Genomic DNA, 16,955 nt, shown 5'->3' on the forward strand with positions numbered 1-16,955 from the left:
GAAGGGCCTCTGCTTTTTGTTAACCATTACTCATAAGACAATTTTCTTGAATCCATGCATGCAACTCCCTTACAAGATAACTTGCAACTTCATCTTCAGGCATCTGATGGCTTAGCAACTCGCAAATATCCATAAATGATGCTCCCTGTATTATTGCATTGAGCATGGCTCGTTCTGAATATTCTAGCTTACGGTATCGTACTTCAAGTTGACGACGCCAGACCATTATGAATTGTGGGTTTTTTAGTTTCTTGGGAGCTGGAATGGATTTATTGTTGCGTGATGCTTTAATAAGAGAAAGACTATTCCAATGCATGGTAAGTATTTTACATGACGGATGCAGATTGAATTTCATTTCTGGCCATTGACTTAATGGCACAGATTGCAAATCAGCTGCGGATAATAAATTTTCATCACGAGCCACAATGGCTTGATATTCAGCCCATTCAAATGCAGCAATTTCCGCTAAATGGGGTTTTTTCTTATAGGGTAATGCTTCAGTTAAAAATTGACAGAGATTTTCCCCAAAATTATTAAGTGAATAGTTGTATGATGGATATGCATGAGTATAGCCTTGACTCAGGTGACTAAATTTTTTTTCACCTATTATCGCGGCCAATGAACTATAGTCGCTCATTAAAGTCTCTTCCAATCGTGCATAAAAGCCATTGGCATAAATAGCTACTCTGTCTGCAATAGAGCCTTTGGGTGGAGAATCAAGATAAGGATTAATGAGTGGCTCGGAGGTCAGAATAGAATCTTGTAATAAGGTATGTAATTCAGTAAGTTTCATATGCTAAATCCGTTTTTTCATTCAATAAACAGCTCAGCTTCATTGCTTTTGCATATTCTAATTCTTGCCATAACTCTTCAAAGGATGGAATACGATCATCACGCTCAATCATCGTTGATACTTCACCAAATCGTATAATCGCTTGAGCGTAAAGGTCCCAGACTTCTGTTATGACTGGATGATCATGTGTATCAATAATGTAATCACCACAATTTTGATGTCCAGCTAAATGAAATTGTTGCACTCGCTCAACCGGAATACTTTGCAAATAGGTTGCGGGATTAAAGCCATGATTATATGAGCTTACATAAATATTATTTAAATCTAATAGAATGAAACAATCTGCGCGATTAGCTATTTCTGAGAGAAACTCCCATTCGGTCATTTCAGATTCTTTGTAAGTGATATAACTGGATACATTTTCAAGCAATATTTGTTGTTGGTAAAAATCCTGCACGTATTTAACGCGTTCAACAACATGATTAATGGTTTTTTCTGTATAAGGTAGAGGTAATAAATCGTGTATGTTGCGTTGATGGACACCAGTCCAACATAAGTGATCAGAGATCCATTTGGGTTGAATCCTGTCTGCTAATTGTTTTACCCTCTTAAGATATTCAAGATTCAGAGGATCCGAGCTGCCAATTGACAGGGAAACTCCATGCATTACAATAGGATAATTTTCACGCACTTTATCTAAGTAGTAAAGAGGGTTCCCTCCATCCACCAAGTAATTTTCGGTGAGAATTTCAAACCACTCTACTTTCGGAGTGTGCTCTATAATATAACTGTAATGCTCCGCTCGCAAACCTAATCCCATTCCTAAGGGCAAACATTTTTTAGAGCGAGCCTGTGTGTTTTTTTCCATCTGTCTTTTTCCTAGACGGGAGAATTTATTGTAGATGAATTGATGTCACAAGCAAGACATCAATTCACGATTACACATTATGACTTACAGCTATTTTTTCCTTTACATTTATTTGAACCTTTGCAGCCGTCTTTACCTTTGCAATGATTCTTGCCTTTACAGCAATTTTTACCTTTGCAACCGTCTTTGCCTTTACAGCCGTTTTTGCCGCCGCAATTGTTTTTACCATTGCAATTGTTCTTTGCTAGATTTGTGGACGAGTTAGAGTTGGACCCATTACTGTCGGGGGCGGCGGCATAAACGCCAGAAGTAAACAATGCGGCAGCTGTAGCGGCAATAATTAAGCTTCGTTTTTTATCCATTTCAATCTCCATATAATTAAAAACAGCTCATTAAAAAGCCAAGGAAACAGCATCATAAATAATAGTTGAACGACAAAAGAAGTACAAGTATGGATAAAAACTCGTATTTTCTCAGTTTACTGCTTTGAAGTTTGGATATGGACGAAAAATGCAGTATCAATAAGAGAGTTATTTTATACGCTCCCTGTAATTGTTAAAGAACTGTTAATTTCACATTTCTGACTCTATAAAAATGCATCGTGTGGTATATTTTATCAAAATAATTAAAGGCATAGCATCTATGTTGAAAACACTGATTGTTACTTTAGGCGCTGCTGTTTTGTCATTGGGGGCAGAAGTTTCTCTTGCTGAGAACATTGTGTGCAAAGACTACAACGGAAATTCAACGACGGTCAAACCAAAGACGATAACCATTTTTAACAATTCTGAAAATACGACGATTTACCCGGTTTTGGCAACAAGTAAAAATGAGGTAAATGAGTGGATTCAGGGATGTTTCCGTACTACGGAACCTTACCCAACTAAATATGTGTACAAATTATACGTTAATGAGGGTACAGGTATAGCCCCCGGTACATCGGTAACGATTACTTTACCTTTATATAGTGAGTTGGCAAAGGATCGTTACATTACCTGGTGGAATGGTGGACGTGTGGTGTTGGCCGATAAAAACGACAGGCTGCGTCATATAAATGATGCGGCATTAACGACTTCTCCTGCTGGTGTTACGTGTCAGGGGCAAAACACTGAATGTAAATTGAGTACTTATTCCAGTGATGTCCAATTTCCAGAAAATATATATGCACAGTTATCAGAGTATACTTTTGGCGACTCAATTATACCGCCCAAGCAATCAGTGCGGATATTAAAAGCAGAGAATGTAGGTTATAACATTTCCTATGTTGACCATGTTTACATGCCGGTTGCAATAGGCCCCAAAAATAATCCCTATATTGGATACAGCGGATCAGCACAGTCTTTGACTGCCTTTAGAAACCATCTTGATTCATTTCTAAAAACTACTATAGGACAAGACTGGCCAGTTTATAATTTGAACGAGTTGAAATTGCCGGGCGGATACAATGTTTTTGCGCAGCGTTCTGGTACTTTGCCTCCTGAGGATGACGTGCCAGTCAAGCCCAAAGATGGTTTTCCGCCTGTATTGACTGTGTTGTCCTGTATTCAAGGAAAATGTAGTGAGGAGCAAAAAAAATCACTTCACTATGGCGAGTCGGTTCAACGTATGCAAAATCTATGGGGTTCTTGTGTCAACTGGGATGAAGATGTAAGTAAATACGTCACTCAAAAGATAAATTGTCCACAAGATTTAAAAGAAAAACTTGGCGCGTTACAGCAGTTTTTCAAACAAAATCATCAGCAATACTTGCGAATGTACGCTGATAAAAAATGCAACTTAACGCCAGGCTTGGATCCTGTTCCATTTAGCTACTGGGAAGTGATTAAGCACATTTATGGCTGGGTACCTTTCAACGAAGGGTGTGGTGCTGGAGCTAACCCATTGGCTGAAACTAAAATTTCAGGGTGGGATCATGCCAAGATACAATCCATGTATATTCATGATTTACAGTATAATTACACAGGAACCAATACTCCTGCTGAATTGCTATTCAACCCTTATGTCCAACTGATTCATGATAAAGACTATCTTTCTATGGATGCTTATGGATTCTCTGTTGATGATGCGGTTGGCTTCATGAGCGAGCTAGGTGATGGATTGATTTTTACTGTTGGAGGGACGAATGGTCTTGAAAATCAACAACCGTTTAACTATGCAGATGGTTTTTCTGTGGCGATTGGTGTACCTCAATCTATGGTTGAGCAGGTAAATAAACCCTTGCTTAAAAAATATGGGGTATGTGCATTCAATGAAGACGCTAATGATATGAATTGTCAGCAAGTCAAACAAAACGTTATTATGCCTGATAATAGTCAAATCGCTGGATTCAGGGTTGGTACGGTCGCTTCATATCCTATCAAGGTACGCTTTACTGATTTAAATGATAATGTTTATACTGTTGTCGTCAGTACTCAGTTTGCGCCTTGTCCGGACGGTATGGATCCTTCACAATGTCCGACGAATAAGGCGGAAATTGTAGATAAGCAATCTTGCATTGTAACCATGAGAAATGGCGAGAAACATCCTAAGTCAAACGAGTGGTGTCAAAATGCTAATCCAAACCAACAAAAGGAAAAGCAATTGACTAAGAATTACCTGAGCTTTCCACAACCAGTTGATTTTATGAAGTAGTGTATTTAGGAATAAACGTGAGCGGCTTGGTACTAGCTGTAGCTTAGCAAAAAGAGGATGTTGTCATTCCTGCGCGGACAGGAATTCATCCATGATTGGGGACATTGACAATATATAAATGGATCCCAGCCTGCGCGGGGATGACAGCTTTATTTGTGGATTGAGAGATCTAGCCTGTATGCGTGCAACAAGGATTGATTGGAAGACTATTAAACTCTTTCATAGATCAGCGATATTGTATTGTATGAGTATTAGTTAATTCACCATCAGCCGCCTTGTGGCTTATTAGCTTCTCATGTTTTTTTGGAGATAATTCAGTCTCTTGAGACACTACAATTAAATCAATGGCTTTTAGGGTCGCGGAGGTTTCTATGCACGCTTGGGGCTTATGATTATCTGTCAAACTATGCAACCAACCTAAAAACCCCAACTCCCTTAAACCTGGCTTATTATTTGCAATGATACTTGCTTGAGTTTTTATTGCTGGAATGATGTCATTTTTTATTGTGCCACCTTTTTGAAGCATCACCAGCATTTCCTCTGCTGCTTTTAAGCGGTTTGTGTAGGTTTGCAGTGGCTTTTCAGGCGGATTGGCTTCTGTGTAATTAATGTATTGAATGATATGTTTCTTGATGGTTAATAAGGTATTAACATCTTCAGGGCAAGCTCTTTTGATATTCAATAAGATTAAATGAGTTGTAATCGAATCCCTGTTTCTTTTTGCAAAAGCTGTGATTTGATTTTCTTTATAATGCTCTCTTAGATCAACCAAATCCATTTCAGGATCATAGAGTATTCCTTCATTAATCAAACTTCGGAGAGGGTTGTTCTTTTTTAAGAACGCGTTATGCTCCGCCCGCATTCTTGCCAAAATTTGTGATGGACTGTCTTCCGGATGTGCTCTTTGAAGTGCTGATTGTCGATTGAGCGAAGTCTGTATCCCCGAAAAGATAAGGGAGGCGGTATATTGATTATCTTCTATAGTATGATCATACATGTACATAATAGCAGCCATATCTGCAGCACGAATATCAGTTTGTGCCAACTCATAGGCAACAAGTGGAAAAATATCTTCTGCACCAATGCAGAGTTGTTCGGGGTTTAATGTCACATCACTATATTTTTTTGTTACCCAACGGGAAAATTTTGAGGTAATTGCATAATTTCCTATTCTTAGCGCATCAACAAATGTTTGTGCATCTTCTGCATTTGTACCTAAATCTTGGATGGAAAGCACTTTTCTTGTCATCCAGTCGCGCAGGTATAAAAGGGCGAGATCGGTTTCATGATCTATGACTTCTCCTTCAGAATCAATGAACGTTTTAGTATAGGGAAGAAATAAAGAACGCATTTTTCCGCTTAAGCCAAAAGCTCCAGGCACTCTTATTATTTGTGTAAGTATGCTTCTCAGCGTCTTTATATCCGCAAGATGTGATTCCGCCACAGCTGCAATTTGCTTCAGCACTATTTGCGTCACAACGTCACTATTTACTTCTACAAGCTGAGCCTTAGATAGTTCAGTTGTTTGACCTTTTTGAATTTTATCCAGTTCAAAAAGTGCGGAAAACATTAAATCGATACGGGCTGTTCTAGATAATTCGTCTGTGAATGCTTTAGCTAACTGTTCCAGCATTTCTTGTTCAAGTTTAATCATCATGAATCCCGGTGATGACAATTGATCTGTCTAAATGGGTACATGTTGTAAATATGATATTGTCTTTTAACAAGTATGGTTCCGTTTATTTATACATAAATCTAGGGACATTTTATCCCACATCTCACCTAGAGTTAAGATAAGAAATCAAAGCTTGATGATATTGATTCATAGCTATCCACACAAAATGCCATACAGTACCCAACAATGCACAGTGGATCACCTGCAGACTTCCAGTGGATGTGAGTAAATCATAGTTACTCGTGCCAGTATATCCAGTATTTCAGAAGGGCATCCAGGAATAACACCAATGTCTTTAGTGGTAAACAACAATAGGGAAAATGTTAAAATCGATACTGACCATGAGGGACAAGCAGCAAAGTCAGTACATTAAGTGGAAATAATCTCCAACTATTAGACGAGGGAAAAAATAGTTCGAGTCAAGACTGTTTTTTTATTTTTTATTTGTATAACATAGCTACGTCTTATTACTTTTTAATTATCCCGGTTTTGTGGATATTAGTTTCAACCCAATCTTGAATTAACACCCTAAAACTTATATAAGTTCTTGCTGTGCCTGCTTTATTTCGTTTTTAAGTCCTAGTTGTTCTGTTGGAGTTATCCACATTTTCTGTGGGTAAGTCTGTTTATAGTCTGTCTAGCTTCTTGTGGAATTAGAGATTAAACAAGTGATCCATCATTTTCCAATGTTCCTTTTCTATAAAAATAAAGGAGAATTATCGAATTACACCTTAAGTTCAAAAATTTACCTATACTTAAATTAAATGTTCGAGTAAATAATTTCTGGTTTTTATGTAAGTCTTCGTATTTGGAGTTCAGCATGAAATTATCAAACAGTTTGTTTCTAGCCAGTTTTCTTCTTTCTAATCCTACTTTTTCCCAAGTTACAATGTGTGGAAATCAGATTGGATTAACCTCTTGCGATCAAGGTAGCGAACGGTTCATGGCCAAAGGAGTTTGTTATCAACCTGAAGAAAATGTCGATCCACTCAGTGATGATAAAATCGATACCATTACCCAAACCCTTATCCCAGCTTTAAAAACCATAGGGGTTAATATTATTCGTGTTTATCAGGTATGTCCTGGTGGTAGTTGTGCTTCTCATGATCAAGTTATGAAAGCATTGCAAGACAATAATATTCAAGTACTTGTCGAGCTTGCGGATTACAAAAATGGTACTCAATGTACCGTTGATCGAAGCACAGGGAATTACCCACAAACACTTTATGATTGTTTTACTAAAAAAATAGATGCATTCAGTAAGTACAGTAATGTGTTTGGATTTTCTGTCGGTAATGAAGTATGGATGATGCCGCATAAAATAGATGATAACTATTTAAGGCCTTCAGCCACAATTAAGGCGTTGATTCGCGATATGAAAGCCTACATTAAGAAAAAAAATTACAATAAACCAGTAGGCGTTGCTCTACGCGATGTTCCTGATGTAACCATTCCATTGGCTTATTATTATGCTTGCCATTTACAAAACGAAAAAGAAGACACATCAGCTGATTACATCGGTTATAACGTCTATAGATGGGGAGAAGGAACAAATCCAGGAAATTATCCTCGACTACTCAATTCCTATGGGAAATACCGACCTGTGCTTTCCATACCCGATGGTGGAGATGGGGATGGCGATAAAATGATGAATGGCTTTAACGGCATTAATGTTCCTGTAATCCTAACAGAATTTGGACGTCCAGATACACCCAGATTGTTCGCGCAAGTCGATTGGATGTTTCAAGAAGGCGCAAATATCACCAGTGGCGGTATGGTTTTTCGCCTTGTTCAAAGAAAAGGGGAGGACCAATTCGGTCTTTATGAAGATAACAGTTTACAAAATCCCACACCTAATGGTGGATTAAACAATTTAATTACAGAATACAATGAAAAAACACCGCTTATGCTTGGAGAAGGGGTCAACTTACAGAAAATTACTTGTGATCCATCGAGATTTCCGGGCATTGATTCGTTTCAACTTGACCCTGATCAACTTCCAAAAGCAGGAGGAGATTCACAAGGAACACATGAATTATCATTTGATGTTGGAAATCTGAAACTACCACTTACAAATATCTCTATTAATTATGAAGATAGTTCTGGGTGGCACAATGCAGCAACAATCTCTAATCCTGGTAAGCAAAATTACAAAGGAAAAATACCGAACCCCCAAACTCTAAAAACCATCGGGTTTAATTTTAACGACACCTTAGGAGCATGTTTAGTCAAACCTGCAAGTCTATTGTGTAAAGACGCCTCATGCAACCAGCTTAAGACTGTGTCAGCGGCCTGGTCTGCTAATGGGCAAGGACCTTGTGCCCTCAAATGAGAAAAATAAGGGGATTCGGCGGAGCTGGAATCCCCGGTATCTTGGCTTAAGGCTTTATGCTCTAGATGTAAAATATTATTAACATCAATGGATTGTGATGCATTGAAAGTAATAAAAATTGAGACACAAAGTTCATCGATTTATAAAATCAAAATAAAATATAAAAATAGATTAAGTCAAGACTGTTTTTTTACATCTTATTTCTATAAGATAGGTACTCTAAGTTCTTTTAAAAATCCAAATCCTGTGGATATTTATTTCATCCAATAGTAATTACATAAACAGCTGCATAGATAAAATCCTTGGTGTATCTGGTTTTTTTTATTTTTAAATTCCATAATTTTATTTAAGTTATTCACATTTTCTGTGGATAAGTCTGTTCATAGTCTGTTTAACTCCTTGTCTAATTTGGAAATAATTTAGAGATTCATCATGTTCCAATGTGATTTTTCTACAAAAAGTGAGTGTTGATCTCATGAACCTACATCATAGGCATCACAGTATTTTTTAGTGACCCTATATTAGATGCAGCTGACTGATATTTGTTCACGTTTTAGGTAGGGCCACAAATAATGAGCCTGCGTGATTGAGTGCATTTGCTTCCAAACCCGCTTGGTTGCCCTCACCCTTATAGACGTCAACGTGAGCGCCTATAATGGCGCCGCCTCTGTCTTGAGCCACACACCAGGAAGTGGATTTTTTGCATTTATAGATAAAATTCATGCCAATAGGAATTACTTTGTGATCTGTTGCACATGATGCATGTGGTGTTAGGGTAATATTTTCTGAACCATAAGGGCCGCCATCTTCTTTAGCAAAGAATACATAGCTTTGATCGCGGTGTCGCAAGTCTTCGGCTTTTTCGCGATTAAGTGGATTATCTAGATATTGGCGAATTAGCTTCTCTGATCCCCCACTTTGTCTAATTTTTTTAGACACGTTACAGCGTAACTTTGCTTCATCATGACATTTAGGATCTTTAGCGCAACGTTCCATTGTATCAAGGTTACCGCCACAAGTTGGGTCTTGTGCGCATTGGACTATACGACCGAGCATTGTGCGTGGCCTGCCATTGGAACTCTCATAATTGATGCGAAATTTTTTGCCATCAAGAATTAATGAACCAGAGCCTTGAACCATTAAAAAAGCAGGGTCATTGGGGTCTTTAACATAGCCAATGATATATTTTGGATGTAAGGCTCCATGCTCAATTTCCTGGCGGTCTGGCACCATAGAGTATGTACCATTCGCATTTTTCAGACAAAATCCTCGTACCATTTTGGTAAGAGGGTCAACGCCACAAAGAGGGGCTTTCAAATTAAATTTTTTGGATTCCGAAGCGACGCTCACCACACCGGGGTTACTATACAGAGGGTATAAAAATGCTCCACCTCGTTTGGTGCGAGCCTCAACTGGGGCTGGCGCGTAATAAGCAGTAAATTGGAACTCTCCTCGTTTAAATCCAGCATGATTTTCAGGCCAGCCATCGCTTTTATACCAGTCAAATTCAGTTTTGATGCTCGATAAGTATTTTTGAAAATTGCCTTGGGCGGCTTTTGCAAGAGCGAGCATTTTTGTGTTGGTATTTTGGCACCATTCTTGACGTTTGAATTTACGACCAGCAATAGTCACTGTTTGGAATTCACCATGGTTTTTATTACAGTTTTCAATCTGGTTATTTAATGCTGTAATCACTTCATCCATATTACCCACGGGGTTATCTAATGGAAGCTCTGATGCTGAAATTTTATGAAATTTAAAGCGAAACACACCAGGCTCTTTGGCTGCCATTTTCTGTCTTGTGGTAAAGTCAGCGAGTCTTCTAACATCTAAACAGCGCTGGATTGGATCAGCGGGGAGGGCTGCTTGAGTGATGATGCTAAAAGCCATGAGTGCAATTATTAAAGCTGATTGAAACATTAGTATCCTTAGTCTAGCTCCATAATTGAGCTTTTGCCCAACCATCGATGTGAATTGATAACAAGGATTATATAGGCTATTGAATCAGTCATCAAAGGGATGAATTGAGCACGCTTATCCAGGAAGTCATTTTCTCTGGGATCTACGGACAACCTGTGTTGAACCAGGTTTTCTCCTATATAGATTTCATTGAGTTAAAAGAGGAGTTAGCTTTCCTATTTGCTGATGATAGGGGCAGATGGTGAATTATTTTTTTTAAAATAATACAAACGCGAATGTGTTGAAATAAGAGAGTATTAGGTATTCTTTACCAAACTCATTCAGTAATAAGGCAGCAGTTGTGGATCTGATGAAGGTTTAATGTGACAAATTAGCTTCGCAGTTTCATTTGTTCAGCCATGCCTGTGTATTCTGAGTGAAGTTGTAACAAATGCTCTTTAAACGCACAAAACTTAGAATCTAATCGTCCTCCTTCAGCTAAAGCTTTATTGCGCTCCTCGTGGTCTGTGATCAATGTGTTCAACGATTTAATGGTATCGTTAAGTTCTACAGAAGTGAGATCAGAATGTAATTTCTGTTTAAATTCAGTGAGTTTTGTTACAAAATCCGAAGCTACTTTAGTTCTATCCTCAGTTAAAGTTGAGCCCAATACTTTATCTTTTATTTTATATATTGAAGTAACCATACCCGATCTATACTGTGTTATATCTTTATTGATTGATTGAATATTTTCATCAAGAATTTTATCTATTGACTTATAAACTTTATCAGCTGGAGTTTCGAACCTAACAGCGGGGCCAGGTACCCACATTGTAACCGCTTTACTTTCAACATTCTTAAGAGATGGGTTTGTAAAAGTAACTACAACTGCCTGCGAGATATCAACATTATTATGTGAAAAATGCTCTAATGTTCGATATACATTAAATAAGGAAGGCCTATAATGGCCGCTGTGTGTCGTTATTGCTTTTAATACGCCATTTTCTATTTTAATTTCTCCAGCAGCAACAACAGGGGAACCTGCGGTCATTGATGAGTGCGCAATATGATCGACACCTTCATTGTGTGCAAACAAATAAAGCTCACCATTTGCATTCAAGGTAAATGCAGCATATCCTCGTTTACCATGCGAAATCATTCCGCTTGTATTAATGGGTTCACCATTTTGGAGAAAACGTTGATCTCTTATTAAGATACTATGTTTGGCTCGCTCTCCTGGAGAAAGATATCTAATATGTTGCTCACGATCTTCTTCTTGTGATTCTTTATTTACGCTAAGAATCTCTTTCATAGCTCTTGCTTCCCTGAGAGCCTTTCTCATAGCAGCATCTTGTTTTTCAGCATCCTCTAGATTTCTTTGTGCTGGCTCGAGTAGCTGGCTTAGTGATTTTGGGGCTTTACCCGGGATATAATATGGGTTTTTCTCTTTGTATTGATGTCGCTCTTCCATCAAAGATATCAATTGCTCATTTATATTTTCAGTTTCTGTAAGATCAAACGCATAAATGAGGAATTTTAGTGCATGTTTCATTTTTTGCTCATTGGACGCTTCATCACAGTATATTTCCCAAGCAAAATCAATACGTTGCGCAAGTGGTCCTTTCGCTTCAAGATAGATATCCTTTTCCAAGTCATTTATAGTAAACATAAATGATCCAGAGTCTGATAGTACATATATTAAATATTAGTCTAAATTTAGTACTGCAACCGACAAACCAAAAGACAAAAAAATTTAAATTTAGCTAGTTATTGACCAGATGATAATGATTAATAGGGAGCCTTATACACATTGCAGAGCTCATGTTGTATTTGTACCGTTGGATTTTATAATTCAAGTTGTACCTGGCTATCTGAACGGGGTACGCCTTTCTCTTTTCTTTATTCTTAAACTATTCCTTCATCATTTTTGACGTAGGCATTGTGCTGATATAGAATTAATAGGATAAATTAAAATCAAAGTGGATGGTTATTGTCCTTTCCTTTGAAAACAGTTAGTCCGTGATTAGATAGAAATTAGTTAAGTTATGATTTTGGTTTTTTAGTGAAAGGAGTTACTAAAATGGCATACTGGAATCAATTTCAAGCAAATGCGGCCAGCCAGGGGTTTGCCCCTCTTTTTAATATGCCTGTATCTTCTGCAAAATGGCAGGTAGAAGTAGGTCCTGTAGCTTTTGCTTCACCAGTTATTGGTAATGACGGGACTATTTATATAGGCAATTTAAAGGGGGAACTCGTAGCTATTTCGCCGTCTGGTTCAATAAGATGGAAAAAAATGCTGGATCAACGCGGAAGTATCATTGCTGGAAGTCCTGCAGTGGACAAAAATGGCAATATATATGTGATTACTACCTTCAGAGCCAAAGTGCGGGATCATCGAGGAGGAAGTACTGTATATTCTTATGTTGCTCACAGTAAATTACATAGCTTGACTCCAGATGGGCAGCTACGTTGGATTTTCAATTTTCGAATCAATCGAAATCGAAATATAACGGACGGGTATAGTTTATCATCACCTAAAATATGGAATACCCAAGAGCCACTAATTTATATTCCGGTTCTGTTTACTAAGCTTGTTTCAAGAATGGAGTTATTCGCCATTGATCAAACAGGCCAGGTAGTGAACAATATTTTCGTTTCAGAATATCCTCCTCCACCTATTGAAACGAGCGGAGGAATAACTCTAGGAGGCATTTTTGGTGGCATTTGGGATTTCCTTAATGGAATGGAGTTTGAACCAAGCGGGGGCGGCCCAACTCTGCAACAACTGTTTGGGTGGGCAGAACCATCAATTGCTATCGCAGATTTTGGTCGATTTTCTACAAGACCAGTGATTGTAGTTGATGATAATTACAAACAATTATCCGCATTTCGTTGGCAAAATCGGCAATTCCAACCTTTATGGAATAAACGTTCAGCAAAACCAAGGTTAAGAGCTTCTCCGGCTATATTTTTAAGCAGTATGGTGGCTTGCGGTCAGCAAGATGGTACTTTAGCCTTTTATGATCTCTTAACAGGTTCTGAATTATTAAAACCATGGTATAAAGCGCGACAAGCCATACAATCACCTCCTGCGTCTTTTCTTAGTCAAATTTATTTTACTGCCGGTACATGGGTGGTGGCTTTGGATGCAGGTGGGAGATTATTGCGTCAATTTGAAATGAGTGAGCATTCTCTTGGTGCTGCACTTGGATCGCCTGCCATCTCAGGGAATCGTGTTTATGTAAACGCTCAGGAGGGACTTCATTCCTTTTCTTTAAATCTTGATGATGTCGATAAAAACAGCATTGTACCGGGTGGCGTTTCATCACCAGCTATTGCGGATGATGGTACGGTTTATGTTGTGGATCGTAATAGACAGTTGTGGGCTTTGGGTGAATAAAATGAAAATTGCTTCCTAAGCCAGTGTTACTAACAGGTAAATACTTTAAGTCGTATTTAAAAATACACCTTATATTATAATTGTGTTAAATCACTCTCGCAGAGGAGTAATTCATGCCCGCACTTCATAAGCCTGCGAAAACCCTAAGTGATAAAATTGCCTTTAGTCTAGTGAAGTTTTTTCGTTTTTTTGCAGACAGGTTTTTTCAAAAACGCTATGGAAATAGAGCTATAGTACTTGAAACGGTCGCTGCGGTACCTGGTATTGTGGAGGCTGCTCTAGTGCATCTGGGTTGCTTAAGAAAAATCAAAAATGATGAGGGTTGGATTAATACTCTATTGGACGAAGCGGAAAATGAACGGATACATTTAATCACGTTTATGTATAGTGCCAAACCTAATTGGTTTGAACGATTCATTATTTTTGTAGCTCAGGCTATTTTCGTAGTTTTGGATTTATTGATGTACGTCTTTTCTTCAGAAACAGCACACCGCTTTGTAGGATACCTTGCGAAAGAAGCTGTTGTCAGCTATACCGACTATTTGCAAGAAGTGGATGAGGGGCGAATTGAATATTGTCCTGCTCTTGATATTGCTAAAGATTATTGGATGTTGGCTTCTGCTGCGCGATTACGTGATGTTCTATTGCCAGTCCGCCAGCATCGGGACGTCAAGCTTCAATTGGTTGACAAACTAGGATGCGGGCGAACCCTCCTAACCAGATTGGAGCCCGAATTTACTAACGCTAAAGCGAATATCACTCATAATCATAATTAAAAGGTATATTACGATGTCAGAATATAATGAATTGGTATGTTATAAACAAATCGAAATTGGCACTTATGGGAAACTGAAATTTTTCCTTGAAAAGCACAGTACGAAAGAAGGTACTTGGGGTAAGCTTTTGCTCAGAGAAGGAGAAATTGATTTTGTATTCTTAAATGGTCAGGGGCATGAATTATCACGTACACGAATCGATCAATATCACTCCCATCTCCTTATCCACCCTGCAGCATGGCATAAAATCATTTCTGTTAGTGAATCATTTAATGCAACTCTTGAATTTTATTGCGTGCCCCAACGTTATTTCAATAAGAAATACGGCTTAAGTTCGGTTCATAGTGATCTGGTTTATATTTATCAAACTTATTTAAACCACCTACAGCGCTCTTCGATTTTAGATGTAGGGTGTGGTTCAGGTAGAAATTTGTTGTATTTAGCGAATATGGGACATCTTGTTAGAGGGATTGATTATAACCAAGCAGCGTTAAGTGCAATTCAAGAGATAGCTCAAAAAGAACGACTATCTAGGGTTTATACGCAATTATGTGATTTAAATCAACCTATTAATCTCGAATCAGAACGTTATGATATGGTGTTATCAACAGTTACATTGCAATTTTTAAATCCAGAACGTATTCCAGACTTGCTTAGGGCACTTCAAGGGATGACTAAGAAGGGAGGGTATCATTTTTTAGTGGTTCCTATTCGATCAGAACTTTATTCACTACCTGACTTCTTCACCTATGTGCCGCAAAAAGAAGAACTCTATCGCTTCTATCAAGACAGCGGATGGTCTGTACTTGAATATAAAGAATCAGTGGGCCATCTACATAAGCAGGATGAGTTGGGACTACAGATTTCAGGTCTTTTTTGTCTCTTACTCGCACAAAAAACGATGTAATCGATATCTATATTAAGGGCTGCATGTAAAATACCTTTTAATTTACAGACAGGAGCAATACAGCAGTTTGCTTTTTCTTTATTAAAGCAAGTCACTAAATCAAAATGAGACTCTAGTTGAACAATGAGTTGACCGAATTAATCGCTTCAGCGGAAATCGCTATTATGATTTTGGAGCGAATCAATAATGAACGTTGACTTATTAAGTCTGACTGGTCGCTTATTTTTCCTCTTTTTTTTCTAACTTGTGACCATCTAGATGTCGTTCATGACGTTCATTTTCTTGTTTCTCTATTTGCTTTTCTTTTTTTGTTCTTCCGAATTTAATGCGATTTTCAGAAGCTTGTTTTTCATGTTCTAAACAATTTTTAGCCTTTCTTTTTTTATTAAGATTTATCACGTTCGTCATAGTACACCCTTTTATGTAATGTTGTTTATACTATAGCGCATAAAACGTACGCAAATCACCTAAATAAACAAATACATCAAAATTCTACTCAAAGATAAATTTACATTAGTTTTCTGAATTCATTTTATAAGGTTATACATCACCTCAGTACCCCTTGATAACAAATAGTAAATGGGTTAGATTGATTCAGTTCACTTTAAAATGCCAGGTTAGGAAGTGGTGATTAAAAATAATTTTCAAGATAAAATTATTGCCTTTCTTCTGATTTTTACAGTAGTTACGACTCTTGTTATAAGTTTAATTCCTCCAATCGTGCAGCCTTTGAACTATCATGATTTCGCTAATAAACACACTCTATTTTTCATTAGTAATTTCTCTGATGTGATGTCTAATCTAGCCTTTATTTTTGCGGGCTACTTAGGCTTAAAAACCATTTATCGTCCTTCCAAGGCTCAATGCGAACTCATTCCAGAAGCTAAATGGGCATACCTTCTCGGGTTTATCGGCACCATCTTAACAGGACTCGGTTCAGCCTATTACCATTTACATCCAAATAACGTGACATTGTTTTGGGATCGAGTTCCTATGGGAATTCTTTTAATGTCTTTTTTTTCCGCAATCTTTATAGAACGAGTTCATCGTTCGATTGGTTTTTATTTATTATCACCACTTATTGTGATAGCAACTCTCTGTACCTTGTACTGGGAACTTAGTGAGCGATGGGGACAGGGAGATATGCGCTTATATATTTGGTCACAGGGTTATCCTTTAATCATGATCATATTCATTTTATTATTTTTTCCCACATCATATAATCGTAATTACTTCCTTGCAATCAGTCTTATTTTATTTGGTTTAGCCAAACTCACTGAGGCCTTAGATAAAATGATTTATTATTTAACATCTAAATCAATAAGCGGACATACCTTGAAACATTTGCTGGCTGCTGCCGCCGTTTATACCCTGGTGTACTATGTAAAATACCGCCAATCCAAGAACATTTACTACTACACCTAACTCTTGACAAGATAATAGGTTGCCTGGAAAAACCAAGACCACACCGTTGGCCAGCAAGTGTTTCTGCGAGCCCCTCAACAGTGATGGTGTTGATGTCAGAAGCGGGTGATGCGGATATGACTTAATGCCCCTTTTCGCGAAAATTGTTCACGAGCTTTGTTCCAATCAACCCGGTACCGCCTATAACTACGATTTTCATAATGCGCTCCTTCCTGTAGGTCGCCCCAACTTGGGCGAGTGATCAAGTGC

At 38.0% G+C, this 16,955-nt stretch carries 13 protein-coding genes and 1 pseudogene; 6 read left to right on the forward strand and 8 right to left on the reverse strand.

Annotation, left to right across the window (positions count from 1 at the left end):
- Nucleotides 1-19 precede the first annotated feature (19 nt).
- The 3 genes from Lpar_RS09745 to Lpar_RS18500 form a co-directional block, all read right to left on the reverse strand.
- Nucleotides 20-793: an HvfC/BufC N-terminal domain-containing protein gene (locus Lpar_RS09745; protein WP_058517765.1), complete on the reverse strand. Its 774-nt coding sequence runs from the start codon at nucleotides 791-793 to the stop codon at nucleotides 20-22.
- Nucleotides 780-1,661: an MNIO family bufferin maturase gene (gene bufB / locus Lpar_RS09750; protein WP_058517766.1), complete on the reverse strand. Its 882-nt coding sequence runs from the start codon at nucleotides 1,659-1,661 to the stop codon at nucleotides 780-782. Before bufB ends, Lpar_RS09745 begins: the two co-directional genes overlap by 14 nt.
- Before the next feature lie 77 nt (nucleotides 1,662-1,738).
- Nucleotides 1,739-2,023 carry a hypothetical protein gene (locus Lpar_RS18500; RefSeq protein ID WP_082650360.1) on the reverse strand — a complete coding sequence of 95 codons (285 nt, stop codon included), beginning with the start codon at nucleotides 2,021-2,023 and terminating at the stop codon, nucleotides 1,739-1,741.
- A 280-nt stretch (nucleotides 2,024-2,303) separates the two neighbouring features.
- Here Lpar_RS18500 and Lpar_RS09755 point away from each other — a divergent pair, with 280 nt between their 5' ends.
- Complete coding sequence (locus tag Lpar_RS09755; protein ID WP_058517767.1) at nucleotides 2,304-4,292, forward strand: hypothetical protein; 1,989 nt, start codon at nucleotides 2,304-2,306, stop codon at nucleotides 4,290-4,292.
- Between the two features lie 226 nt (nucleotides 4,293-4,518).
- Here Lpar_RS09755 and Lpar_RS09760 read toward each other — a convergent pair whose 3' ends face one another.
- Entirely contained in the window at nucleotides 4,519-5,949 is a 1,431-nt protein-coding gene (locus tag Lpar_RS09760; protein ID WP_133133978.1) for a hypothetical protein, read from the reverse strand.
- Nucleotides 5,950-6,787: 838 nt separating this feature from the next.
- On the opposite strand from Lpar_RS09760, the gene Lpar_RS09765 reads away from it, so the two are divergent.
- On the forward strand, nucleotides 6,788-8,299 hold the full coding sequence (locus Lpar_RS09765; RefSeq protein WP_058517769.1) for a glycoside hydrolase family protein: 1,512 nt from the start codon (nucleotides 6,788-6,790) through the stop codon (nucleotides 8,297-8,299).
- A 546-nt stretch (nucleotides 8,300-8,845) separates the two neighbouring features.
- Here the strand turns inward: Lpar_RS09765 and Lpar_RS09770 are convergent.
- Both Lpar_RS09770 and Lpar_RS09775 read right to left on the reverse strand, forming a co-directional pair.
- Nucleotides 8,846-10,219 (reverse strand): MltA domain-containing protein, encoded by a 1,374-nt coding sequence (locus tag Lpar_RS09770; protein WP_058517770.1) that lies wholly within the window; start codon nucleotides 10,217-10,219, stop codon nucleotides 8,846-8,848.
- A gap of 370 nt (nucleotides 10,220-10,589) precedes the next feature.
- A complete protein-coding gene (locus Lpar_RS09775; RefSeq protein ID WP_058517771.1) occupies nucleotides 10,590-11,867 on the reverse strand; it encodes a hypothetical protein in 1,278 nt (425 codons plus the stop codon).
- A gap of 411 nt (nucleotides 11,868-12,278) precedes the next feature.
- Between Lpar_RS09775 and Lpar_RS09780 the strand changes: the two genes are divergently transcribed.
- From Lpar_RS09780 to tehB, 3 genes are all read left to right on the forward strand, one after another.
- Nucleotides 12,279-13,598, forward strand: coding sequence for an outer membrane protein assembly factor BamB family protein (locus tag Lpar_RS09780; RefSeq protein WP_058517772.1), 1,320 nt, complete (start codon nucleotides 12,279-12,281; stop codon nucleotides 13,596-13,598).
- 113 nt (nucleotides 13,599-13,711) lie between these two features.
- On the forward strand, nucleotides 13,712-14,374 hold the full coding sequence (locus Lpar_RS09785) for an alternative oxidase (protein WP_058517773.1): 663 nt from the start codon (nucleotides 13,712-13,714) through the stop codon (nucleotides 14,372-14,374).
- A gap of 13 nt (nucleotides 14,375-14,387) precedes the next feature.
- Nucleotides 14,388-15,281, forward strand: coding sequence for an SAM-dependent methyltransferase TehB (gene tehB, locus Lpar_RS09790; protein ID WP_058517774.1), 894 nt, complete (start codon nucleotides 14,388-14,390; stop codon nucleotides 15,279-15,281).
- Nucleotides 15,282-15,298: 17 nt separating this feature from the next.
- Here the strand turns inward: tehB and Lpar_RS19355 are convergent.
- Nucleotides 15,299-15,450, reverse strand: a pseudogene (locus tag Lpar_RS19355) (BadM/Rrf2 family transcriptional regulator); the annotation flags it as partial.
- A gap of 50 nt (nucleotides 15,451-15,500) precedes the next feature.
- Nucleotides 15,501-15,689, reverse strand: coding sequence for a DUF4169 family protein (locus Lpar_RS09795; RefSeq protein WP_058517775.1), 189 nt, complete (start codon nucleotides 15,687-15,689; stop codon nucleotides 15,501-15,503).
- Nucleotides 15,690-15,908: 219 nt separating this feature from the next.
- Between Lpar_RS09795 and Lpar_RS09800 the strand changes: the two genes are divergently transcribed.
- Nucleotides 15,909-16,706: a ceramidase domain-containing protein gene (locus Lpar_RS09800; protein WP_058517776.1), complete on the forward strand. Its 798-nt coding sequence runs from the start codon at nucleotides 15,909-15,911 to the stop codon at nucleotides 16,704-16,706.
- The last annotated feature ends 249 nt before the right edge of the window (nucleotides 16,707-16,955 follow it).

The sequence above is a fragment of the Legionella parisiensis genome (assembly GCF_001467945.1).
GTDB lineage: Bacteria > Pseudomonadota > Gammaproteobacteria > Legionellales > Legionellaceae > Legionella > Legionella parisiensis.